The organism is Acinetobacter sp. ANC_7635 (assembly GCF_056779945.1).
This window is the reverse complement of record NZ_JBWYIS010000008.1, coordinates 71,902-95,794: the sequence shown is the minus strand read 5'-3', so window position 1 is coordinate 95,794 and position 23,893 is coordinate 71,902. Positions and strand designations below refer to the sequence as shown.

The 23,893-nt window shown below is 38.0% G+C and carries 19 protein-coding genes; 9 read left to right on the top strand and 10 right to left on the bottom strand.

Annotated features, from left to right (window positions below):
• Positions 1-66: 66 nt before the first annotated feature.
• Both AC1M89_RS10105 and AC1M89_RS10100 read left to right on the top strand, forming a co-directional pair.
• Positions 67-417 carry a YbjQ family protein gene (locus tag AC1M89_RS10105; protein ID WP_092766864.1) on the top strand — a complete coding sequence of 117 codons (351 nt, stop codon included), beginning with the start codon at positions 67-69 and terminating at the stop codon, positions 415-417.
• Between the two features lie 9 nt (positions 418-426).
• On the top strand, positions 427-867 hold the full coding sequence (locus AC1M89_RS10100; RefSeq protein WP_092766865.1) for a YbjQ family protein: 441 nt from the start codon (positions 427-429) through the stop codon (positions 865-867).
• 162 nt (positions 868-1,029) lie between these two features.
• On the opposite strand, the gene AC1M89_RS10095 is transcribed toward AC1M89_RS10100, so the two are convergent.
• Together AC1M89_RS10095 and AC1M89_RS10090 are read right to left on the bottom strand one after the other, a co-directional pair.
• Complete coding sequence (locus AC1M89_RS10095) at positions 1,030-1,836, bottom strand: SDR family NAD(P)-dependent oxidoreductase (protein ID WP_481597280.1); 807 nt, start codon at positions 1,834-1,836, stop codon at positions 1,030-1,032.
• An 18-nt stretch (positions 1,837-1,854) separates the two neighbouring features.
• On the bottom strand, positions 1,855-2,535 hold the full coding sequence (locus AC1M89_RS10090) for a hypothetical protein (protein WP_035266700.1): 681 nt from the start codon (positions 2,533-2,535) through the stop codon (positions 1,855-1,857).
• 187 nt (positions 2,536-2,722) lie between these two features.
• Between AC1M89_RS10090 and AC1M89_RS10085 the strand changes: the two genes are divergently transcribed.
• The 3 genes from AC1M89_RS10085 (at position 2,723) to AC1M89_RS10075 (ending at position 7,896) form a co-directional block, all read left to right on the top strand.
• Entirely contained in the window at positions 2,723-5,617 is a 2,895-nt protein-coding gene (locus AC1M89_RS10085) for a valine--tRNA ligase (RefSeq protein WP_481614187.1), read from the top strand.
• 70 nt (positions 5,618-5,687) lie between these two features.
• The gene (locus tag AC1M89_RS10080; protein WP_481614186.1) at positions 5,688-7,232 is read left to right on the top strand and encodes an AAA family ATPase; all 1,545 of its coding nucleotides are present in this window, start codon (positions 5,688-5,690) and stop codon (positions 7,230-7,232) included.
• Positions 7,225-7,896, top strand: coding sequence for an HNH endonuclease (locus tag AC1M89_RS10075; RefSeq protein WP_481614185.1), 672 nt, complete (start codon positions 7,225-7,227; stop codon positions 7,894-7,896). Before AC1M89_RS10080 ends, AC1M89_RS10075 begins: the two co-directional genes overlap by 8 nt.
• A gap of 5 nt (positions 7,897-7,901) precedes the next feature.
• Here the strand turns inward: AC1M89_RS10075 and AC1M89_RS10070 are convergent, their stop codons facing one another.
• The 5 genes from AC1M89_RS10070 to AC1M89_RS10050 all read right to left on the bottom strand — a co-directional run bounded on the left by AC1M89_RS10070 (position 7,902) and on the right by AC1M89_RS10050 (position 14,293).
• Positions 7,902-8,297: an endonuclease domain-containing protein gene (locus AC1M89_RS10070; RefSeq protein WP_481614184.1), complete on the bottom strand. Its 396-nt coding sequence runs from the start codon at positions 8,295-8,297 to the stop codon at positions 7,902-7,904.
• 251 nt (positions 8,298-8,548) lie between these two features.
• Complete coding sequence (locus tag AC1M89_RS10065) at positions 8,549-9,268, bottom strand: carbonic anhydrase (protein WP_481614183.1); 720 nt, start codon at positions 9,266-9,268, stop codon at positions 8,549-8,551.
• A gap of 357 nt (positions 9,269-9,625) precedes the next feature.
• Positions 9,626-11,347, bottom strand: a complete 1,722-nt coding sequence (locus tag AC1M89_RS10060; protein ID WP_481614182.1) for a thiamine pyrophosphate-dependent enzyme — start codon at positions 11,345-11,347, stop codon at positions 9,626-9,628.
• 188 nt (positions 11,348-11,535) lie between these two features.
• Complete coding sequence (locus AC1M89_RS10055; RefSeq protein ID WP_481614181.1) at positions 11,536-12,573, bottom strand: molecular chaperone DnaJ; 1,038 nt, start codon at positions 12,571-12,573, stop codon at positions 11,536-11,538.
• A 58-nt stretch (positions 12,574-12,631) separates the two neighbouring features.
• On the bottom strand, positions 12,632-14,293 hold the full coding sequence (locus tag AC1M89_RS10050) for a sensor domain-containing diguanylate cyclase (RefSeq protein WP_481593897.1): 1,662 nt from the start codon (positions 14,291-14,293) through the stop codon (positions 12,632-12,634).
• A gap of 309 nt (positions 14,294-14,602) precedes the next feature.
• Here AC1M89_RS10050 and AC1M89_RS10045 point away from each other — a divergent pair, with 309 nt between their 5' ends.
• Entirely contained in the window at positions 14,603-15,280 is a 678-nt protein-coding gene (locus AC1M89_RS10045) for a YetF domain-containing protein (RefSeq protein ID WP_035266694.1), read from the top strand.
• Between the two features lie 82 nt (positions 15,281-15,362).
• On the opposite strand, the gene AC1M89_RS10040 is transcribed toward AC1M89_RS10045, so the two are convergent.
• Positions 15,363-16,355 (bottom strand): NAD(P)H-quinone oxidoreductase, encoded by a 993-nt coding sequence (locus AC1M89_RS10040; protein ID WP_481614180.1) that lies wholly within the window; start codon positions 16,353-16,355, stop codon positions 15,363-15,365.
• Positions 16,356-16,486: 131 nt separating this feature from the next.
• On the opposite strand from AC1M89_RS10040, the gene AC1M89_RS10035 reads away from it, so the two are divergent.
• From AC1M89_RS10035 to AC1M89_RS10025, 3 genes are all read left to right on the top strand, one after another.
• Positions 16,487-16,777: a hypothetical protein gene (locus AC1M89_RS10035; RefSeq protein ID WP_481614179.1), complete on the top strand. Its 291-nt coding sequence runs from the start codon at positions 16,487-16,489 to the stop codon at positions 16,775-16,777.
• 138 nt (positions 16,778-16,915) lie between these two features.
• Positions 16,916-19,375, top strand: coding sequence for a glycerophosphodiester phosphodiesterase family protein (locus tag AC1M89_RS10030; RefSeq protein ID WP_481614178.1), 2,460 nt, complete (start codon positions 16,916-16,918; stop codon positions 19,373-19,375).
• Between the two features lie 264 nt (positions 19,376-19,639).
• Entirely contained in the window at positions 19,640-22,060 is a 2,421-nt protein-coding gene (locus tag AC1M89_RS10025) for a glycerophosphodiester phosphodiesterase family protein (RefSeq protein ID WP_481614177.1), read from the top strand.
• 56 nt (positions 22,061-22,116) lie between these two features.
• On the opposite strand, the gene AC1M89_RS10020 is transcribed toward AC1M89_RS10025, so the two are convergent.
• Both AC1M89_RS10020 and AC1M89_RS10015 read right to left on the bottom strand, forming a co-directional pair.
• Positions 22,117-22,992 carry an SDR family oxidoreductase gene (locus tag AC1M89_RS10020; RefSeq protein WP_481614176.1) on the bottom strand — a complete coding sequence of 292 codons (876 nt, stop codon included), beginning with the start codon at positions 22,990-22,992 and terminating at the stop codon, positions 22,117-22,119.
• Between the two features lie 121 nt (positions 22,993-23,113).
• Positions 23,114-23,362 (bottom strand): DUF2798 domain-containing protein, encoded by a 249-nt coding sequence (locus AC1M89_RS10015; RefSeq protein ID WP_481586514.1) that lies wholly within the window; start codon positions 23,360-23,362, stop codon positions 23,114-23,116.
• Positions 23,363-23,893 lie beyond the last annotated feature (531 nt).

The following is a 23,893-nucleotide window of genomic DNA, read 5'->3' as shown; positions in this document are numbered from 1 at the left end:
CTTTTTTATTGTCCCAAATACTGATATTTTGTCATTAATTATCCTTTTTATAACGACTTCAATCACATGCTGTTAAGTAATTTAGAATCTGTACCTGGTCATCAAATTCAACAACAATTTGACGTGGTATATGGTAGTACCGTCAGAAGTAAACACGTTGGACGTGATTTACTCGCAGGACTTAAGAATATCGTCGGTGGAGAACTTACCGCATACACGGAATTACTTGAAGAGTCTCGTCAAGAAGCAATGAACCGTATGATTGATAAAGCGCGTGGCTTAGGGGCGAATGCGATTGTCGGAATTCGTTTCTCGACTTCCAATATTACCCAAGGTGCTTCCGAATTATTTGTTTATGGCACAGCTGTGTATGTCACACCGAATGCACCTAAAATTCCTGATCCATTCACCTCTTAAGGATTCGTTATGGATGGTATCATTTTTCAGGTGGTTATCTTTCTCATCCTATTTTGTATTGGATTTGGATTTGGTCGCTATAATGAACAAAAGCATCTTAAGCAACTTGATGAACAAGAAGCGCGCTTAGCTTATATCAAGTTAGATAGTCAGCGTTTTAAAACTTCTGAAAACCATGGACAAATGATCAGCAGTAATGTTGTGATTTCGCATGATTATTTTAAGTTTGTACTTGCGCAAATCCAAAATTTCTTTGGTGGACGCTTACGTAGTTATGAAAGTATTGTTGAACGTGCAAGACGTGAAGCTATTGTTAGACTTAAACTTGAAGCTGAAAAAATGGGCGCAACTGAAATCTTAGGGTTAAGACTCAGCACCACAGATTTAGGACTTCAAGGTGGAATGGTTGAAGTATTCGCTTACGGAACTGCTATACAAAAGAGAGACTAAAAGTCTCTCTTTTTCTTTACAGGTATGTAGTAGTCACTCAAGCCCTATACTTTATTTGAGGAGTCTTCAAACCCCTTATCGCTCGCATGATCATTGAGATAGAAAACAAGACATAGTTGATAAAATTTTTCTCATCGATACGCGGGTCACGATCATTAAAAATTACTTTACTTTCATTTTTCGGATCATTCGATACAGTATTGCTGGTGATAACCGTGAAATAAAGACACCTAATTTTTCTTTTGCCCCACCCACGACAATATACTCATCCCCTTTCAATAATGCCTGTACGGTTTGTTTAGCAAATTCCTCTGCTTCTAAACCATTTTCAATAGCCTCATCTTGATAACCTTGGGGCTTTCCTTCACCGTTTAAAGCGTTAAAGGATACATTGGTTTTCACGAATCCCGGGAAAATCACCGAGACACCCACACCATCTTGCGCAACTTCAGCACGTAAGCTATTCGCCCACATATGAATCGCACCTTTGGCTGCCGAATAAGTCGCACGATATTGTGTACCCAATAAACCAGCGACGCTTGAGATAAAGGCAATTCGTCCTGACTTCTGTTGCTGAAAAGTCCGCAAAACCGTTTTGGTTAAAAAGACTTGAGAGAAATAATCGACTTCCATGATCGCACGTTCAGTTTGCATGGTCGTGTCTTTAATTAATGCACGTTGTGATAGACCTGCATTATTGATTAACCAATCAATACGTCCCTTTTGTTGGAGAACTTGTTCATAAGCATGACGAACTTGTGATTCATCTGTGATATCCGCTTTAATGGAAATATGTCGTTCTGGGTGTGCCAAAGACTGTCTTACCGTTTCCAGCTCTTCAAAACGACGAGCCGTCAATATAACCTGTGCCCCTAAGCTGGCACATTCAGCAGCCAACGCTTTACCAAGACCCGATGATGCACCTGTAATCCACACCACTTTCTGATCAAGCTGTTCCAACTTTGCCATTCCCTTTATCCTTATGGTTTAAGCATTTAATTTTGCTTTTTGCTGTCCTTCATTATCAAGAAAAACCAAAAAATGGTCAAAGTACTTCACGATACTTTGTGCATCATGAATTTTGCTTAAATTTTCAAATCGCTTATACCCTAATCCTGTGGTCAAACTGATCACACCATTTAAGGTTTTATCCACCACCATATTAAATTTCAGCATTTTTTTAGGTTCACGAATTAAGCTCGTAACGCCTTGATCAACCACTTTAGTGAAGGCTTTTAAGCCGGGAGCAACATATTGATTTTGACCTTCACGCATACGTTCTGCACAGCCCAGTAACTCATTCACAATAACTTTTTCAACTGGGTATGAAATATAGTATTTTCCATCTTGTTCATACATCAAACTTTGTACATGATTCACCATAGGCGTTAAGCGATCATTACCAAAAAAAGATACTGACCAAGGCATGTATTTCAAGATTGCATCTTGCACTTGTTTCAATACTTTTGCTGAGTCTTGATCCTTTGCATTAGAATCTTTGACCAGTGTGCCAAAGGCTTGATCAATAATCTCACAAGCAATTTTGGACAGATTATCTCCAAGAATTTTAGCTTGCGCTTCACGATCTCCTGCATTGAGTTTTTGGTGAATGGTTTGATATTGCTGATAAGTTTCAGGTTGTAAGCGCAAAGAAATAGTATAGGTCATGCGATTGTTATCCTTTATTTTCAGGCCGATTCCGCGAGTTGACGCTGGCTTTAGTGTTATTCAAAATCAATTACTGTTCGATTGTGTGGGATTTGAAACGAGAATGCATTTGCTTAACGTGCCTCTCCATGCATTTTTTTTGCTACAATAGATGCAATTTTTTATCTACTTTTGATCTGTTCGAACTATGACTGATTCAGCGCAAAATATTGCTACAACCTACGATCCGACCGAGATCGAGAAAAAATGGTACCAAACTTGGGAAGAACGCGGTTACTTTAAGCCGTCTGAAAAAGGCGAGTCTTTCTGTATCATGATTCCGCCACCAAACGTCACTGGTAGCTTGCACATGGGTCATGGTTTTAACAATGCCATCATGGATGCTTTGACACGTCATAAGCGTATGTCTGGCTTTAACACGCTTTGGCAACCGGGTACTGACCACGCAGGTATCGCAACGCAAATGGTTGTAGAGCGTCAGTTAGGTGCGCAAGGCGTAAGCCGTCATGACTTGGGTCGTGATAAGTTCATCGAAAAAGTATGGGAATGGAAAGAACAATCTGGCGGTAACATTACCCGTCAAATCCGTCGTTTAGGTTCTTCTGTTGACTGGTCACGTGAACGCTTCACCATGGATGAAGGTTTATCAAACGCAGTGAAAGAAGTGTTTGTAAAACTTCACGAAGATGGTTTGATCTACCGTGGTAAACGTCTGGTTAACTGGGATCCTAAATTACAAACTGCCCTTTCTGATTTAGAGGTTGAGTCTGATAAAGAAGAACAAGGTTCACTATGGCACTTCAAATATTTCTTTGAAGATAAGTCACTTCGTACGCATGATGGTAAAGATCACATTGTTGTAGCAACCACTCGTCCTGAAACATTATTAGGTGATACAGCCGTTGCTGTTGCGCTTGATGATGAACGTTATGCACACTTAGTTGGTCAAAACATTATCCTACCAATCACAGGTCGTGCTGTTCCAATCGTTAAAGATGAATATGTTGACAAAGAATTCGGTACAGGCTGTGTAAAAATCACCCCTGCACATGACTTCAATGACTATGAAGTAGGTAAACGTTGCGAATTGCCAATCATCAACATCTTCAACAAAAATGCTGAAGTGTTGGCTGAGTTTGAATACATTGCGAAAGCCGGCGAGCAAATTTCTAAAACCATCCCTGCACCTGCGGACTATGTTGGTTTAGAGCGTTTTGAAGCACGTAAAAAATTAGTAGAACAAGCTGAAAGCGAAGGTTGGTTAGACCAAATTCAACCGTACACGTTGAAACCACCTCGTGGAGACCGTTCAGGTGTAATCGTTGAGCCGTTATTAACAGACCAATGGTACGTGAAGATTGCACCGCTTGCTGAACCTGCAATCAAAGCCGTAAAAGATGGCGACATCAAATTTGTACCTGAGCAGTACAGCAACATGTACATGGCTTGGATGAACAACATTCAAGATTGGTGTATCTCTCGTCAATTGTGGTGGGGTCACCGTATCCCTGCTTGGTACGATGCGGAAGGTAATGTTTACGTTGGTCGCAATGAAGCTGAAGTTCGTGAGAAAAACAACATTCCTGCCGATGTTCAATTAGATCAAGACGAAGATGTATTGGATACATGGTTCTCATCGGGTCTTTGGACGTTCTCAACTTTAGGTTGGACGGGTGACGAAGCCAAAGATAAAGAAAACTACTTCTTAAATACGTTCCACCCGACTGATGTTCTTGTAACAGGTTTCGACATCATTTTCTTCTGGGTTGCTCGTATGATTATGCTTACGATGCACTTCATGAAAAATGCAGATGGTACACCTCAAGTGCCGTTTAAAACTGTGTATGTGCACGGTTTGGTTCGTGATGGCGAAGGTCAGAAGATGTCTAAATCTAAGGGCAACGTGCTTGACCCACTAGATTTGATTGACGGTGTTGATCTTGAAACTTTAGTACAAAAACGTACAACAGGTTTGATGAACCCGAAACAAGCAGCGAAGATTGAAAAATCAACCCGTAAAGAATTCCCAGAAGGTATTCAATCTTACGGTACAGACGCAGTTCGTTTCACATTCTGTGCGCTTGCAAACACGGGTCGTGACATTAAATTCGACATGAAACGTGTTGAAGGTTACCGTAACTTTGCGAATAAAATCTGGAACGCTACCCGTTTCGTGATGATGAACTGTGAAGAGCAAGTGATTGGTCAAGAGGTGCGTCAAGACCTTTGGGAATTGCCTGAACAGTGGATTGTGAGCCGTCTACAAAAAGCGGAACAAGCGGTACAAACGGCATTTGATACGTATCGTTTAGACTTGGCTGCACAAGCGATTTACGAGTTCATTTGGAATGAATACTGTGACTGGTATGTAGAACTGACTAAGCCTGTTCTGAATGATGAAAATGTATCGGTTGAGCGTAAAGCTGAAGTGCGTCGTGTTCTTCTTTCTGTGATGGAAGCATCTTTACGTTTGGCACATCCATTAATGCCTTACTTAACAGAAGAAATTTGGCAAACGCTTGCGCCGAAGTTAAACATTTCTGGCGAAACGATTATGCTGGCGCAGTACCCTGTTGCTGACAAAGCGTTAATTAATGAACAAGCTGAAGCTGATATGCAATGGCTTCAAGGTTTGATTGGTGCGGTACGTAATATCCGTGGTGAGATGGGCTTAGGTAATGCTCGCTTGTTGCCTGTTCTGCTTCAAAACACGACGGATAGCGAGAAAGCGCAAATCGCACGTATTGAACCGTTGTTTAAAGCATTGGCTAAAGTTGAAAGCATTACCTTCCTAAGCGATGCTGAACAACCGCCATTGTCTTCATCTTCTGTAGTCGGTCATGTGTCTGTGTTCGTTCCGATGAAGGGCTTAATTGACCCTAAAGCGGAATTAAGTCGTTTGCAAAAAGACTTAGACAAGGTTCAAAAACAGCATGACCAAATTGCAACGAAGCTTGCAAATGAAGGTTTTGTGGCGAAAGCACCTGCGGCTGTTGTTGAAGGCGAGAAAGCGAAACTTGCTGAGTTTGCTGATCAGTTAGCGAAGATTAAAGCGAATATGGAGCAGATTGCAGCGCTTTAATGTGTTGTTAGTTTGATCTAATTTGTAGTATAAAGGGCTGTTTATTCAGCCCTTTACTTTAATATAAATTATGAAATATTTACAAAAGATCAGCGGAACAACGCAAAGTTTAAAAAAAGAAATTAATATCCCTCTAAATGGTAGAAATTTAATTATTACTGGTCAAAATGGTGTAGGTAAAACATTTTTTTTAAACCAAGTAAATAATACTATTACAAAAGAATTATTATCTAAAATAGCATCCCTATCTGAAGAAAGTTTCAAAGCAAAAAGAACTTTCATGGTAAGATTAAATTCAATATTAGACCAGAACCCACAATTACATTCTATAATAAATTCTTCAGATTTAAAAAAGCTAATTAATTTAAGCAAAAACAAAAGTGAATTTAATGTAAAAAATAACAATCAGTTTTATAAAATATCAAAAAGTATTCTAAATGATATATATATTTTTAATAAATCTAATATTTATAAAAGAAATAGATACTCACATGACATAAATGCAAACAATATTATTATAGACTCAAATAACAAATATATAGATCACATACTCCCTGACTATATTATAGAAAGCAGGTTTGAAAAAAATATATTATCTGAAACACATGACTTAATGTACAATTTAGAAAAAATGTCGAATATCTTAAATAATTTTGATATATTTACCACCATCGGCAGTGATTTAAAAGTTAAAATTGAAAGCATTGATGAATTAAATAGAGATATTCGATCAACTAGAATAACATTTAATTATTTTTCAGCATTTAGGCAAACACAAATTACCCATTCAACAAATACATGCTCTTTAGATGATTATATAAATAGTGCTAAAACTGGTTATGATACAAATCTTAGTCAAGCTTTTGAACAATATTTAGTAAACATCAAAATAGAGCGATCATTAGCAATTACAGAAAAAGCTGATTATTTATACGCTGAAAAAATTGATCAATGGTTTAAGAAACTTGATAATGACTTAAAGTTCATTTTCGAAGATGATTCAACCACATTGAATTTTGATCATAAAACAAAAAAGTTTTTAATAAATCAAACTCAAAAAAGTTTTAATTTTCAAAACCTATCTTCAGGCTATTCTTCAATATTTACTATTTATACAGAATTGCTTATGCGATCACAGTTATTAGATATTTTACCCGATGAGTTAAATGGAATTGTTTTAATTGATGAAATAGATGCTCATCTTCATATTTCATTACAGAGAAAAATTTTCCCTTTTTTTATTAAATCATTTCCAAATATTCAGTTCATTGTAACGACCCACTCGCCATTTGTTATTACTTCTGCAAATGATGACACTGTCATATTTGATTTGACTGATGGAAGTTTCATTGATGAGAATCTAAGTAAATATTCTGTAGAAGCAATTACTCAAGAACTTTTTCATGTTCATACAGAATCCTTAGATTTGAAAAAATCAATAGATTATATATATAAGAATATAAACAGTGAAAATGTAAATTTTCAAACCTTAAATGATGAGTTAAAAAAACTACAACCATATAAATCTAAGTTAAATGCAGAGTCCAAAAGTATTTATATGCAAGGGTTAAATTTTTTAATTGATAATAATGAGCTAGGTGATCTTGATGTTTGAGATCGTCCGCTTTTTACCTGCTCCAACTGATTTAGCAAGAAATAAGTATAATACAGCTCCTATTCTCAATGCTCTTTCTGAGATTTGTTTTGAGAAGTGCTATCTATGTGAAAATGACAAAGTTCAAGAAGTTGAAGTTGAACATTTTCTACCTCATGCAAAGCACCCTACACTAAAATTTGTATGGGATAATTTATTTTATAGCTGTAAAAGATGTAATCGGATCAAAGGTGACAATTATGAATACATTTTAAACCCTTGCGATGTAAATCATAAAGTTTTTCGGAATATCTTAGTAATAGCACCGTCTCGTGCTAATGATCCTGTGACAGTTACTAATCTATGTTCAATTAATGATCCTAACTATGATAGTTCAGCCAGAACTGTAGAATTATTAAACAGATGTTTTAATGACATTTCGACACCTGCTAGAAAAATTAGCAGAAGAGAGCTAATAAACCAATTATTGGAAGAATTGTCTGTGATGTTAGAAATTAGGGGTAGGCTCAGATCAAAAAGACTTACTCCTTTCCAAGAAGGACAGGAAATAGACAGACTAAAGATTATGACCTCCCCTCAATATCCCTTTTCTGCTTTTTGGCGTTGGCAAGTTCTTGATGATGATATTTTGCTTAATAAAATGAAGCCTTATATTAATTTTTAAAATTTTTAGCCTCTCTTTAATTTTTGTTTAAAGAGAGGTATTTTTAATTCAGTACACAAGTTCCACAAATCCTCTAACACCACATTTGTCCGTCCCAGCACATCACGATTCCAATAACGCACAACTCTTAAACTCAAAGCCTCTAAAAACTTGGTTCGTTCAGTATCATATTCAATAGCATTATCCGTTGCATACTGACTACCATCCAACTCAATCACTAAACCTATTTCATGACAATAAAAATCCACAATATAGGGTTCAATCACATGCTGACGTCTAAATTTTAAGTCCATGAATCGTCTTGCACGTAAAATTTGCCACATTAGATGTTCTGCATCAGTGGAGGTATGGCGCATGGATTTGGCGAATATGAGTAATTGAGGATCGAGCTTTTTGTTCATTTTGGATTTAATTTTTATTATTTTCTCTAGATTATCAAATTTTAGAACCTCTCCTACAAGGAGAGGGAACGTTCATTATTAAATTATGTGATGGCATTTAATCAGATGCAACTCCCTCTCCCTTTGGGATGAGAAGTACTGCTTCGCAAGGGGGTGAGGGAAATTAGAAAGGGTGAAAAGCTTAAAGCACTTGATGCACCAACAACATTTCTCCACTCCCATTTCCATAAAGATAAGTCTTTACCTTTACATCAATTCTCCACCACCACTCGACCATTCAACGGCTGAATAGGTCGATTATTCGGATGTCCCAATAACTTGGCAAAGTCCTCAATCTGCTTGGCTGAGGCTGTTTGAATCTCTTTTAAGATTAGCCAGCGAACACCCTCAGAACATGGAGGTGTGGTGAGTGACCCACTAAAACGATAATAATCCAAATTCTTTGGCAATAAATGATTAACAGACTGGGGCTGTTTTAACTCAACTGTTTGCCCTTTTTGCTTCGGTAATGAATTCCATATTCTTGCCAATTGCGGATTCTCTGCACCTTGTGCATACATCATCCCCACGACAGCCAGCTCTCCTTTGGCATTGGCATGTACAAAATGGATTTCTAGCGGATATTGTTTGCCATGGATTTTATTTTCACTTGGGGTATGCAAATGAAACTGCTTGAGTTGAAAACGATCACCGTCCAGCATCAGCTCTCCGCCTTCTTTAAAGTCGACTTGTACCGTGTGTCCATTGTTATGAATACGTTGAATCAAAGTTTGATAGCTAAACTGCAACGGTTTCAAATCCGCTTTTACAGAACGCTCAATGTTAATTGGTGACTGATTCTGACCAGAACAAGCTGCATAGTTCGGGCTTAGCTTGTTCCATTGTTCAGGGTGGTAATAATCCCAATCTGCACCTGCCCATACACTTGAAGAAAGAATAGAAAGTGAAAATACTTGAAAAAAACTTCTCATCATTAAACCTTAATACGCGAATTGTTCATTAATTTATGTGATTTTTACCATTATTATTTTGATCTATTTGATATTCTCATAGATCAAATGATCTCCACATCTTGATCATGACTGAATCAAAAATGGAAAACAGTTATAGAAACTATGAGCAGTTGGAACAATGACGATATTGATCAAAATGATTTTATGAAGAGTTAATGCTTATTTTTTAAGATATTTTTTATTGTAAATTTACTGTATTTTTTATTAAAACTTTACTTAACGGTATAAAAAAGCTTCTTCAAGCCTAGCAGATATAAATATCCCATGAGTACTTGAAGAAACTGTCATAAAAAATGATTAAAGAGACGAACGATTTTATTTTATAAAATTATTCACGATTAGATCTTTTACCTCATCTCCTCGACCAGCTAAAACCGCCTTCATCGCATACAATGAAGTCGCCTTCACTTGCTCAAATTTTGGTTCTGGTGGCATCACCAACTCTACAGGGTTGGTATGAATATCGATTAGTGCAGGACCATCATGAGCTAAAAATTTCTGAATAGCTGCTTCCAAACCATGACCATCTTTTTGAGTCATGCCATAAATCCCGATCGCTTCAGCCACTTTGCCAAAATCAGGGTTCGCTAACTTGGTAAAATTATCCAGTAAGCCATCAACTTTTTGTTCAAGCTCTACAAAATTGAGCGAATGGTTATTAAAGACAACAATTTTGATCGGCAACTTTTCCTGTACGATGGTCATGAGATCACCCAACAGCATACTCAGACCACCATCACCACATAGCGCAATCACCTGACGTTCAGGAAAGGCTTTTTTAATGCCGAGTGCTTGAGGCATCGAGTTTGCCATCGTACCGTGCAGTAAACTACATAGCAATTTACGCTTACCATTGGTATCGATGTGACGAAGCATCCATAGCTTCGATGAGCCTGCATCTCCAGTAAAAAATGCATCATCATCTGCATATTTGTTGAGGAGCGCCACCACATATTGCGGGTGGATCAAACCATCTTTACCTATACGCTCTTCTTTCAAACGAGCTGCATCTGCAACTTTCTTTAAATCTAAGCACTCTTGAATAAAGTGTTGGTTCTGCTTCTTTTCAACTAAAGGGATTAAAGCACGCAGCGTTGGTGCAATATGTCCAACAGCACCAAAATCTATAGGATAGCGACGACCTAAATGAGTAGCATCGACATCGATTTGAATAATCTTCGCGTGTTTAGGATAAAACTGTGGCCACGCAAAGTCCGTTCCAAGCAGTAACAATACCTCACTATGATTAATCGCATGTAAGGCTGCTTTATTGCCATACATACCATTCATCCCCATATTATGAGGATTATCATATTCAATAAAATGTTTTGCACGTGAGGTATGCACAACGGGTGCATTTAATTTTTTCGAAAGTTCAACCACTTCATCGTGAGCATGCTGAGCTCCAATACCCGCATAAATCGTGACTTTTTGATGAGCATTGATGAAGTTTTTAATCTGATCAAGTTCAGCAGGATTAGGCGTAGTTTCAGGCTGCGGATGATGTACCCTGAAATCCAATGATTCCTGAATATATTGACTGCTGATATTGGTTGGCATAATGACCACCGCTACGCCACGTTTATTCAATGCTGCCTGACAGGCCAATGTCATCACATGTCTGACTTGACTGGCTGCTTTGATCTCCTCGCAATATACAGAACAACTTTTATAAATTTCTTTAAAGTCGACATATTGGGGAAAATCTAAATAGCCTGCTTGTTCGGTTGAAAGTTGGCTTGCGATCAAAACCACAGGCGCACCATTACGGTGTGATTCGTACAGACCATTAATAAAATGCAAGCTTCCAGGACCACATGAGCCAGCACATACTGTTAAATTGCCACTCATCAATGAATCTGCACCTGCTGCAAATGCACCTACTTCTTCATGGCGAACATTGATCCATTGAATAGAACTACGCGATAAAGAATCGGTAAAGTGATTAAGCGTATCTCCAACAATGCCGTAACAGTGCTTTACGCCGACTTGTTCCAACACTTCAATCATAATGTCTGAGACTTTTTTACTTTTCATGTTATTCCTAGTTTTAGTTTTTAGAGCATTATCGTTATATTATGGTCAATACATCAAATAAATGCGACAAAATACACATTTTATATAAATTATAATATTAATTTTTTAATAATAGGACAATCAACCATTGAGAAATACGGAATGAGTAGATGTCAGTAACAGCTATTTATAGCTCGTATGTTTTGGATTCAAAGAAGTGAATGTTCAATCAAAAATGCTAACCCGGAAGCTTTTGACATATCCATTAAACGCTGCTTTTCCAATTTGAGTTGTTGTTTTAACGATGAAACATCTTGGTCAATCTGTTGATAGAGCTTTTCAATATTTAAAGCACCTTTAGTTTTTTGTACTTCAATTTTTGCCTTGTTTGACCACACTAAGCTATTAATCAATATCTGGATTTGCTTTTCTAAAGTTAAACTCTGTGCTTGCAATACTTGTTGATAGTACTTCAATTGATCTTGATGAATAGCTTTCTGTATACCGACTTGAAGTTGCTCGACTTCAAGTTGTAACTTCAATAGCGTGAATAAGTCCTCTTGTTCATAAGCTTCATTAACACGTTGTAATAATGCCGTCTTTGCAGCCTTTTTGGATTCATCCGGTTCACGGTCTGGATGAATGATAGATGCTGTTTTGAGATATACTGTTTTCAGGGATTGATTCACTAACTTTTCTGCTTCGGCTTGTTTATCTTGCTGCCGTTTAAGTTTGGCTTGCTGCCTTGCTTGTTGATACTGCGCTTTGTCCCACAATGAATCGTCATCAATCGTTGAATCATTTTGTTCACCATGAGCATCTGGTGCTTGACTAGATTCGAAGTTGTTCTTTTTATCTTGCTTATTTCGTGGTTGAGCAAACACCTGTTCGAAATAAATATGGAATTTTTCAACTGTCTCAAGTTGAGTTTCATTGAGCATATTTGATTTGCTCAACATTTGGGTCAAGTTAAAACACTTCTCTTCCACAACCTTTTGAGACGACTTATTTAAATCTATTTGACTTAGGCTATTCCATAGACTTTGTAATTGCTGAAACAGCACTTGATAAACATCACGATAGACAGGAATAAGTTTCTTCTGCGTGTAGGTACGAATTTCTTCTTGGGCGTGTTGCCATGCGGATAATTGTAATTTTTGCTGCTCAATCTGATTAATCAAAACCCGTAGCTTATGATCTTGAACAAGTTGTGCAGAAGAACTGGATTGAATTTCGAATGAAGTCACGTCAGGTGTTTAGTCCAATGAGAGAATACTGAGTTTAACAAAATGTGGATGCTTTATTTTAAGCATCGATCACAGTTTGATTTCGACCATTGGCTTTTGCTTGATAAAGATGTCGATCTGCTCGTTTAAGAATGGCATAAGCATCAGCATCGTTGAGATCAGTCACACTGACACCAATACTGACGGTCAAAGTTTTCTCTGCCAAAATAACAGCTTGTTCCACCAATGTACGAATTTTCTCTGCCAAAACTTGCGCACCCATCAGATGTGTTGCAGGCAATAAAATTACAAATTCTTCACCACCATAACGTGCCACAAAATCGGTTTCACGCGTTGCTTGATCAAGGATTTTTGCTACTTGTTGTAACACTTGATCCCCTTGATCATGACCATATTGATCGTTGACTTGCTTAAAATAATCGACATCCAATATAAGTGCTGCATAGCCAATTTGATTTCTTTTATGTTGACCAAACAAGTATTCAAGTTGTTCGTTTAAAGCACGGCGATTGTGTAAACCTGTTAATGCGTCATGTCGTGACAATCGAATCAACTCAAGATTAGCCAATTCAAGTGCTCGAGTGCGCTCTTGAACCTTACGCTCTAGAGATTGGTTTGCCTCAAGCAATTGTTGTTTCTGTTCCAATAAGGTTTGCGTCATGCTTTGTAGAGAATGTGATAATCCTTGGATTTCACGGATGCTGCTTTGACTATGAAATGCCGTATGCACGTCTCCCTGTTCGACCGCATAAGCCGATTTAGCTAAAGCCTCAATGGGTCTGCTCAATTTATTGGCAAGTTGATAAATCACATAAAAGATAAACAGCGAGACGAATAAACCAATCAGGAAGATTTTGAACTGCAAATCACGCATATCAGCCAAAGCAATCGCCAAAGGTTGACGAATTACCACATGCCAACCAATATCACTTTTAGTCTCGGACTCCACCGCAATATTTGCGGTTAAGAAATCCTGCCCTTCATTCCAATCATCAATATAATAAAGTGCATCGTTGACTTTAAGTTGAGGTGGCTTGACTCGTCCAATACTTTTAAATGGATACAGCAGTTCACCCTGTTTGTTTAAGATAAAGACTTCTATGCCACGCTGAGATGCTGTTTGAGATAATGCTTTATTGAGAATATGACGTGCCCACTCCCAATCTGCATGTGCAGCTAACACTCCTTTTAATTTTTGAGTATTTGGATCATAGATTGGTGTTGCGAAATCAATAAAACGCATCGGCTCATGAGGATTTAAAGCTTGAATTTTTTTTGCCAATAACACAGCTTCATGCACATCACCTAAGTATGTACCCTGTAAACCTGCCTTAAACCATGGCCGTGAAGAAACGTTTTCACCTTCAAGAATACCATCCGCAGCAATTTGAACATCACCGTTTAAATCTGTTACCCCCATCCAAGCATAATAGACATACGCATTTTTGACTTGTTCCAAGCGTGTACGAACACGTGGATCATCTAGACTTGCTTCTGAAAAGAATGGAGATTGGCTGAGCAGCACCATTTCGCGCTCGCGTTCGGCAAGAGAAGCTGCCAAGGCATTACTGATATTTTTTGCTGCGACATGTAGGGTCTGTCCACTGGCTTTAGCCAAGTGCTGAGATGCGATATTTCCAATATACAGCGATACGCATATCCCAAGGATAATGGTTAATCCGGCAAATATGAACAGAACGCGATTACGGAATGAATCCAAAATACACCTTAACTCTTGGTTAAACACCGAAACATGCAACCATAAGAATATAACAGAATATTACAAATACATAACAAACATTTCGGATCATTGTAATGAATAAAAAATGCCAACCTTATCTCATATATTCGAAATCCTGATTAACATTAACAACTGTAATTCCACTCCCTATCTTTTAAACAACATGATTTAATATTCAAGTCACGTACCACATCTACATAAAGTCATAATAATTCGACAATAATTCTGTATTTCTTTTTTTTGGCGCTTGATAGCTTAAGTAGAATCACCTAGAAAATTGAGGAACAAATGGATTTTGCTTCTATCTTTTTTTACGACACCACATGGGTATTTGTTTTCGAAATTTTAATCCGATGTGTGGTGATGTATTTACTCATCATTCTTTTTCTTCGTTTGACTGGCAAGCGAGGGGTTAGACAACTCTCCATCTTTGAAGTTGCCATTATTCTTTGTCTTGGATCAATTGCTGGAGATCCAATGTTTACGGAGGATTTACCCTTAATTCAAGCCGTAGTCGTCATGAGTGTGATCATCTTGCTTTACCGCACCACAACGTGGTTAATGATGAAATATCAGCCTTTCGAAGACTTAGTCGAAGGTAAATCCTGTTACATCGTAAAAGATGGCATGCTCGTCCTTGAAGCATTCAAGCGAGGTAATATGTCGCATGATGAGTTCTTTTCGGAAATGCGTCGTCAATCCGTTGAGCATTTAGGTCAAATTCGAGTCGGTCTATTAGAGTCCGATGGGAATTTCAGTATTTTGTTTTATCCCGATGAGCAAGTTAAATATGGCTTACCAATTTTTCCAGATCAAGCTCAATCAATATACAAGGTAAAACCTAGCGTAATATATGCGTGTACACATTGTGGATTCTGTACTGAACTTCAACAACCACTTCAAGATTGTCCGCGCTGTTCTTGCCAAGATTGGACGCAAGCAATGAACAGTCTAAGAATTGGTTAGCAGATGAATAATCTTAAGTCTGTTGAGACGAAGCAGATTATTCATCCTCAGCACTGACTGAATCGAACATAGGTGGTTAAGATTAATCCAACACTTTCACCACAATTTTACCAATGTGATCACCTGCATCCATTGCCAAATGAGCCGCTTGAATTTCATCAAAATTAAAAGTTTTATAGATCATCGGTAGACATTCACCTTTTGCCCATAACGGCGCAACATGTGTCTTTAAATCTTGAGCGATTTTGGCTTTTTCTGCTGTGGTACGTGCACGCATAGTTGAGCCAGTAATGGTTAAACGCTTCATCATGATTTGACCTAATTTTACGCCGTCGGCTTTAGCTCCTCCAAGAAATGCGATATAAACCAAACGTCCATCACGACGTAGTATATTCAGGTTTTGAGCTAAATAAGGCGCTCCAACCATATCTAAGACAATATCTACACCATTTTCTTCAGTCGCTTGCTGAATGACCTGTTCAAAGTCTTCCGTTTTATAATTAATTGCATGCGTCAAATCTTGAATTGCTTTTACTTTCTCATCTGAGCCAACAGTCGCAAAAGTTTTTAAGCCAAATGCTTTACACAACATTAATGCTGTTGTTCCAATCCCACTGGTTCCTCCATGAATTAAAGCCGTTTCCCCCGCTTTAGCTTTGCCCATTTGAAAAATATTCGCCCAAACGGTAAAAAATGTTTCTGGAATTGCAGCAGCTTGAATATGACTCACTCCTTCAGGAATATTAATCAGCTGAGATTCAGGCACCACACAATATTCGGCATAACCACCACCATTGGTGAGTCCGCACACTTGATCCCCGACCTGATAGGCGTTTACCTCAGCCCCTACAGCAACGACTTCACCTGATACCTCTAACCCAGGTACAGGTGTGACCCCTTTAGGCATTGGATATAAACCTTGGCGCTGTAAAATATCAGGACGGTTAATGCCGAAAGCATGTACTTTCACCAAGACTTCATTGTCTTTAGGTTGCGGAATATCAACCGTTTCATAAGCCAACTTCTCAACGCCGCCTGGTTCAGTAATGATCACGTGTTGCATGCTTTGTGCCATAATCAAATCCTTTATTTACAATACTTTTCATTCATTTCAATCAATTTCATCATAGTTGATCGCATTGATAAAGTCCTGTATTACTTATGTATAAGGATGAAAACGAATCATTATTTTTTGGGGAAAATAATATGCGTTACTTGCTGCAATTTATTTTGCCATGCAGTTTTGCTGCCTTGGTCATCATCTGTTGGACTTTTTTGTTAAGTTTTCCATGGGATTCAGCAGTGATTGCGATGACCTATTTCCAAATTGGGCTGGTGTTGTTATTGCTTTATGTTGAGTATGATGCGAGCAAAGTGGATGGTGCAGCAGGTTGGACTTTTTTATTTTTCTGTTTTTTTGAAATGATATTGTTCGTCGCTTTGGGGATCATTCGTGTCATTGTTGGTGGATGGCAAGTTTTAGATCTTTTATTTTGAACCTGGCCTCAGACACGAATATTAAAATAACTCAATAATACAAAAAAAGCTTCGTATTTTTTTGATTTACAACGGAATTGTAACCTTAATGTCTTAAATTTTAAGGTCGTCATGGATCGTACACTCGAGAATTTTAAAATGAAAAAGCAGACTCTAGTTGTCACACTATCGCTCATGCTCGGTTTAGCAGGATGCTCTGGGGAAGATCAACCTAAATCAACCTTACCAAATACACCTGAGCCACCCATACCAAGTCAACCTGAAGATCCAAAACCATCTCTACCACCAGATCTCGAACCTGAAACACCGATCAATGTTCCACAACCAAACACTTATTTAAATCTGGATTTTACTGAACTTTATTCAATACCTTCTGATTGGAATATTCTGCCTTCAAATCCAGGTAACATTCAATTTAAAGAGGGTGCTTTACTGATTGATGGTCGCAAAGATTTAACCAAACCCACCACCATCATGTTAAGTTCGGATTTTCAAAAGCTTCGCAACTATAAAATTGAGTTAGAATTTGAATACCTTGAGCGTAATAACGGTACTCGTTGGGGAAGTATTATTTATAGAGCTTCAGATGTGTTTGCTCAACCTGAATATACACCATACTACCAATTTGCTATTCGTGCAGATGCATCTGCTTATAATGGTCTAGAACTCGCACTTAGACGCTCAAATAACACATGGAATGTCATCAATACATCCAAATTCGAATCAAACATTGCTTTAAATACACCTTATAAGGCTACAGTTGTTGTTCATGATCAACGTGTTCGTCATTACTTGAATGATCAATTGGTTTTTGATGGTGAATTACCCATCAACCTAAACCAAGGTGCCATTGGACTTTCAGCATCAGGATTGCTGATGAAGGTCAACACAATACGGGTGATTGAACAACTTGATGCCCTCCCTACTCAAGATCGGATTACAGATGTCATTGATCACAAATATCCAGTTGCAATGGCGCCCGCTTTAGCACAACCAGCCGACTCATTAACAAATGATAACGCTCATACCGCCACTTATATTGCTTACCAACTTGATGAACAATTATTTTTAAAAGATTTCGACAATAAGACCACGATGCACCTTAGAAGTCTTCTTTCTGATCAAACCAAAAGAACACTTCCTCTTCTGCATATCGACTCTGAAAACACACTGGCTGAATTAAGATCTTTGTCTTCAGATTATGATTTTAGTGATGTCACGCTAGTCTCTGATGATCCATATCTATTAAGAAAAGCGCGTGTGGAGATTCCAGAAATCCGTACAGCATTGGATTGGTCTGAAAAGTACAATTTGATTTCAGATCAAAATAGTGTTGTGAAAATTGCACAGGCAACCAATACATCACTTTCTAAAATTGTGATTTTACCAGCCCATTTGGTTCAATCTCATCTGGTTGCGCACTTGCAACGTTTATTGATCACACCTTGGGCAGGTTTTACCCACAATACTTCTGGACAGACCAGTCCTAAACTTGATGCCTATCAAGCTGCTGAGATATTAACGACAGGAGTGAATGGCATTTATACGCTTCAGCCTGAATTATTTCATTCCATCATGCGCTCAATGGCGCCCAACACCCTACTTCGTAAACCGCTCATTACAGGTCATCGTGGAATTCCATCTCAAGTTGATGAAAATACCCTTGAAGGTATTCTTAAAGCGATAGAAGTTGGCGCTGATGCCGTGGAATATGATGTATATCTGACAAAAGATGACCATGTCGTTTTAATGCATGATAAATCGGTTTTGCGCACAACGGGTATCGCAAAAAATATTGAGAACATGACGCTCGAAGAGGTTCGTAAACTAAAAACGACCGGGCAGCGACTTGCCGTACCGACGATGGATGAAGTATTGGCTGCAGTAGTTGAAAAATACCCACATGTCACCAATTTTATCGAGATTAAGAGTGCAAAACCCGAAATAATTTCAAAAATTAAAGATTTACTTGATAAACATGATGCATATGGTCAAGTGATTGTCATAAGTTTTGATGGGCAACAAATTCTTCAAATGAAGAACACTCTAAAAGGTGTATCAACGGGTTTATTGGTATATCCACCAAAGGAACAAACTACTTTTCTAAACGTTCGAAGAATTTTGGAAACAACACGACAATTTTCTTCAACATTTAATCCGAATTATAGTGGTTTGAATCAGGACGTCATGTATCTGGCAAGTTTACGTGGTGTAACCTTCTGGCCTTGGACGTTCCGTTTAATAAAAAATGATTTCTATCGTATGTACATTCAAGGTACACATGGGTTGACCACGGATTATGCACAAGATGCATCAAATTTTGTGGTCAAAATTGAAACTCCACGACAAATATCAGCAACTGTTGGTCAACCTTTACAAATCACTGGGCAAAAATTAACGCAACTGGGTCAATCAAGTTACCAAAGCTTCAATACGATGCTCGTACTACCAGGCTCTGCAAAATATAGTCTAAATGGTCAATCTGTGAGTTTCAGTGAACGTGGTACAGCTTATGTCATGCCAAGCTACCAATACACCATAGCACCCAATTTCACCTATACCATCTATGCAAAACCCGTGACTGTGACCATTCAATAAGCACATCACATTGATATTTGGAGACCAATTCAGTTCGCTGAGTTGGTTTTTTTCGAAAATCGCATTTTCCCTCATCTTTTCATAAGATTTCAACTGGACTTTTAATGATGTTCACCGCTTAAACACGACAGTATTTAAAACTGATGAATTTCATAAATATTTAATATGTAATATTTTTTTTAATTTATGACAAATCCATAGAATTGTCATTTTATGTACTTAGATTGTGTCTCGCTTAGGGACATACTTTTCGAGTACTTTTTAATGATGAAATTTACAACACTGACGTCAGCAATATTATTAACATTAAGCTTAACGGCTTGCTCCGATGATGATCAAAAAAATGCTGTATCAAATCCAGATCAAACAGAAAATCCTAATCCATCTCCAGAACCTGAAACACCAGAAATTGAAGTTCCTGTACCCAAAATACTTTTTGAAGAAAATTTCAATGCTTTAATTGCTATTCCAAACGATTGGACTCAACTTCGTAGCAATCCAGGGAATATTGAAGTTAAAGATGGAGCACTATTCATCAATGGTACGGCGCACGATACACAAATGACGACCATCATGTTGCCAAACGAACTACAGCAACATCGTAATTATCGTATCGATATGGATTTTGCTTTCTTAGAAAATAACAATGGCGGGCGTTGGGGTAGCATCATCTATCGTGCCGCTGATCAATATGCTGATCCAGCTTTTACTCCATACTATCAATTCGCATTTCGGGTTGATGCAACCGCTGCAAGTGGTCTTGAACTTTCTATGCGTCAACCTAACAACACATGGAATGTTTTACAGAAATCTGCATATAAAGAGAATTTTGAGTTAAATAAAACCTACAAAGCAACAGTCATTGTACATGGCCAACGCGTACGCCATTATATTAATGATGAACTCGTACTCGATAGCACGCTACCTTACAATTTAAATCAGGGTGGCATTGGCATTTCTACAGCTGGCGCTTTGATGCGTGTAGATTCAATTAAAGTGACTGAGCAACTTGAAGCCCTACCAGAGTCTAATCGAGTTACAGATCTAATCGATCAGCAATTGCCAGTCTCCATGGCACCAGCACTCGCTCAGCCTGCTGGCGCAACTACACTGAACTCAGCTCCATTAGCAACTCATGTTGCCTACCAACTGGATGAGCAACTCAATCTTCTTAACCAAGATCAAAAGAAAATTACTCATTTAAAAGATTATTTAAATGATTCAACACGACGTCATATTCCGCTATTAACGATCAATTCAGAAAAAACAATTCGTAATCTGAAAACGTTGACAGAAAACTATGATCTCGCTGATATCACCTTGGTGTCGGATCAGCCTGAACTCTTACGTAAAGCTCGTGTTGAAATCCCTGTATTGCGTACAGCACTCGACTATTCAAAACAATCTGGTTTAACCAATAGTAAATCAGATATTGTAAAAATTGCTCATAATACCAATTCTTCTTTATCAAAAATTGTCATTTTACCGCCGCACTTAGTGCAATCAGAAGTCGTATCTCATCTACAACGCTTATTAATTACACCTTGGGCAAGCACACTTCATCCAGATCAAAAAGATGGCATTGATGCATTCAAAGCAGCTGATATTTTAAGCACTGGGATTAATGGGATCTATACACAACAGCCAGATGTTTTCCAAAACATTATGAAGCAGATGGCACCGAATACCCTGTTAAGAAAACCCCTCATCACAGGCCATCGTGGCATTCCAGCCTTAGAGGATGAAAATACTTTAGAAGGAACAATTAAAGCTATTGAGGTGGGTGCTGACGCAGTTGAATATGATGTCTATCTATCGAAAGATGGTCATGTTTTCCTAATGCATGATGGAACATTAACTCGTACCACAGGTGATAATAGAAATACTGAAGATCTCACCTTAGCTGAAATTCGTCAGTTACGTACGATTCCTAATGGTCGCCCAGTTCCAACCATGGATGAGGTTTTGGCTGCAGTCAAAAAATACCCCCATGTGACCAATTTCATCGAAATTAAAAGTGCTAAGCCTGAAATTGTAGCGAAGATTAAAGAGCTTTTAGATAAGCATAATGCCTATGATCAATCGATTGTTATTAGTTTTAATGGTGATCAAATCTTACAGATGAAAAATACCTTACCGGGTGTTTCTACAGGCTTCTTAACGAGTACGCCGAACGCACAAAGCAATATTGTAAACACACGTCGAATATTAGACGCGACTCAAAAATATTCTTCTACATTTAACCCGTCTTTTGCAGGATTAAGCAAAGAGTTAATGTCAATGGCGAGCTTACGTGGCGTAACTTTCTGGCCTTGGACATTCCGTACCAATAAAGATGATTTTAATCGTATGTATGTACAAGGAACACATGGCTTAACCACCGATTATGCTCATGAATCTTCTGATTTAGTCGTCAAGATCAATACTCCAGGTCAAATTACTGCGAAAGTGGGACAGCCTGTTGTTTTGAGTGGAGAAAAAGTTACTCAAATAGGTAAGGCTTCAGCACAAAACTTTAATTCAATGATTGTCCTGCCTGGTTCTACCAAATATAGCAAAAATGGTCAAACGATTACGTTTAGTGAACAAGGCAAAGCTTATGTCATGCCGAGCTATCAATACACGATTGCTCCGAATTATAGCTACACCCTGTACGGTAAACCCGTCACAGTCACGATTCAGTAAGAAACTTTAAAATTACATGCCCAATTGTTAAGTTTAAAGCTTCAATTGGGCATTTCTTATTTTTTTAAATTTTGGATCACTTCGGGTAAAAAAGAACGGTGAAATCCATCATAGGCTTGATTATTCTCACCCGGGCTTAATGGAAATATACGTGTGCCTTGAGAAGCTGCGCCATCAATCCGTATCGTGACACCCGATATAAATTTAGACGCTTCAGACAATAAATAGACGATCGCTGACGACACCTCAGCTTCTGTTCCCATGCGTTGCAAAGGAACTTTCTCCGCCATACTTGGAATCACTTTTTCAGCCATTTCACCAGTATATGTATCCATACCTGATGACAAAATCCATCCAGGTGCTACGGCGTTCACGCGAACTCCTGATTTACCCCATTCGACAGCAGCTGTCTTGGTCAGATTATCGACCCCTGCACGAGCTGCGCCTGAATGTCCCATATTCGGCATACCTCCCCACATATCAGCAGTCATGTTGACAATACTTCCACCATGCTTATTCATCCACTGATTGTAAGCTTCGCGCATAAGATAGAATGTAGCGTGTAGATTGTTTCGAATGACAGCATCAAATCCATTGGCTGAGATTTTTTCTAAATGCGCTGGAAATTGTCCGCCTGCATTATTCACCAAGCCATCAACTCGTCCGAATTTTTCAATTACTTCGCTAATCATGGCTTTTACTTGTGCTTCATCACGATTATCACAAGCGATGCCATAGGCTCTGCCACCATCTTCCATGATTTCAGCAACAACTTTATCGAGTTTTTCTTGGGTACGCCCTGTAATAATCACTTGTGCATCCAATGATGCAAGCTCATGAGCTGTACAACGTCCAATACCAGAACCACCTCCTGTCACAATGATGACCTGATTCTGAAATAAGTTTTCCTTGAACACTGAGTTATATGTCATGCCAATCCTTAGGTTGTAATTTTTATCGACTTGCAAAATTATCCCGATTTTTTAACAGTTGCAAGATCATAGAATTTTATAATTGTTGTTTTAAATGCTAATCAAACCCTTCATTCAAGGGCTATGGCATAGTTTTTACAAAACGCATTAAGATTTTTCTTACCACAGGTAAAAATATTAAGATCAATGGAAATGCGATTAACCAAGACATTGCCCACGTCTTTATCCAGACCACCCAGATCCCATCAAAAAATCCACGATTCATTACAATATTAATTAAAGAAATTGAACCACTCATCAAACATGACAAAATTAACGGCATCAGCCAATTGAGATGTTTGGGGTGAAATTTTGGGAGTGCTTTATTCATTGTAGCGCCTAATCATTTCATCTCATTTAATTTAGCACCAATGCAATCACTATTCCTATATTTTTCAAGTTTCAAGCACACAAAACTAATCCAATATCGTTAAAATTTTGAACCTTGAGGCATGGTTTAATAATTTTTCTTAGTAAATGAATATTAAATAGAATGGATTAGTTTCCTTCTTAATCAAGACTCATGAGCAATAAAAAAATATTTAACTTTAAACGATGATTTTATTTTTTAGCTTTTCTACTCTACGAAAATGTTTTAAGTTTTTAGTCCAATTTTACCGTTAATCTCTATTCTTTAGATTCGAAGCATTTTTTTTGCAGTTTTTGCATAGCTTCTCTAGGCATAGGCGCTGTCATCATTTGTTGGTATTCTAAACAAGCTTTACTAGGGTGTTTTTGTTGTATCGGAGCATTAACACATGCCGTTAAGAGCATCAAAAGCAAATACGCTACTATTTTCATCATATCTCGAATTTATCGTTAATGTTCATTCTATCTTAGCTCATTAGGGCTAGTGTGGTCG

Excerpts from the sequence above, each read along its gene's own strand:
- AC1M89_RS10075 (WP_481614185.1), top strand. The coding sequence starts at position 7,225 with ATGTTTGAGATCGTCCGCTTTTTACCTGCTCCAACTGATTTAGCAAGA.
- AC1M89_RS10040 (WP_481614180.1), bottom strand. The coding sequence starts at position 16,355 with ATGGCACAAAGCATGCAACACGTGATCATTACTGAACCAGGCGGCGTT.
- AC1M89_RS10090 (WP_035266700.1), bottom strand. The coding sequence starts at position 2,535 with ATGACCTATACTATTTCTTTGCGCTTACAACCTGAAACTTATCAGCAA.
- AC1M89_RS10070 (WP_481614184.1), bottom strand. The coding sequence starts at position 8,297 with ATGAACAAAAAGCTCGATCCTCAATTACTCATATTCGCCAAATCCATG.
- AC1M89_RS10105 (WP_092766864.1), top strand. The coding sequence starts at position 67 with ATGCTGTTAAGTAATTTAGAATCTGTACCTGGTCATCAAATTCAACAA.
- AC1M89_RS10020 (WP_481614176.1), bottom strand. The coding sequence starts at position 22,992 with ATGACATATAACTCAGTGTTCAAGGAAAACTTATTTCAGAATCAGGTC.
- AC1M89_RS10100 (WP_092766865.1), top strand. The coding sequence starts at position 427 with ATGGATGGTATCATTTTTCAGGTGGTTATCTTTCTCATCCTATTTTGT.
- AC1M89_RS10045 (WP_035266694.1), top strand. The coding sequence starts at position 14,603 with ATGGATTTTGCTTCTATCTTTTTTTACGACACCACATGGGTATTTGTT.
- AC1M89_RS10025 (WP_481614177.1), top strand. The coding sequence starts at position 19,640 with ATGATGAAATTTACAACACTGACGTCAGCAATATTATTAACATTAAGC.
- AC1M89_RS10080 (WP_481614186.1), top strand. The coding sequence starts at position 5,688 with ATGAAATATTTACAAAAGATCAGCGGAACAACGCAAAGTTTAAAAAAA.
- AC1M89_RS10060 (WP_481614182.1), bottom strand. The coding sequence starts at position 11,347 with ATGAAAAGTAAAAAAGTCTCAGACATTATGATTGAAGTGTTGGAACAA.
- AC1M89_RS10095 (WP_481597280.1), bottom strand. The coding sequence starts at position 1,836 with ATGGCAAAGTTGGAACAGCTTGATCAGAAAGTGGTGTGGATTACAGGT.
- AC1M89_RS10030 (WP_481614178.1), top strand. The coding sequence starts at position 16,916 with ATGAAAAAGCAGACTCTAGTTGTCACACTATCGCTCATGCTCGGTTTA.
- AC1M89_RS10015 (WP_481586514.1), bottom strand. The coding sequence starts at position 23,362 with ATGAATAAAGCACTCCCAAAATTTCACCCCAAACATCTCAATTGGCTG.
- AC1M89_RS10085 (WP_481614187.1), top strand. The coding sequence starts at position 2,723 with ATGACTGATTCAGCGCAAAATATTGCTACAACCTACGATCCGACCGAG.
- AC1M89_RS10035 (WP_481614179.1), top strand. The coding sequence starts at position 16,487 with ATGCGTTACTTGCTGCAATTTATTTTGCCATGCAGTTTTGCTGCCTTG.
- AC1M89_RS10065 (WP_481614183.1), bottom strand. The coding sequence starts at position 9,268 with ATGAGAAGTTTTTTTCAAGTATTTTCACTTTCTATTCTTTCTTCAAGT.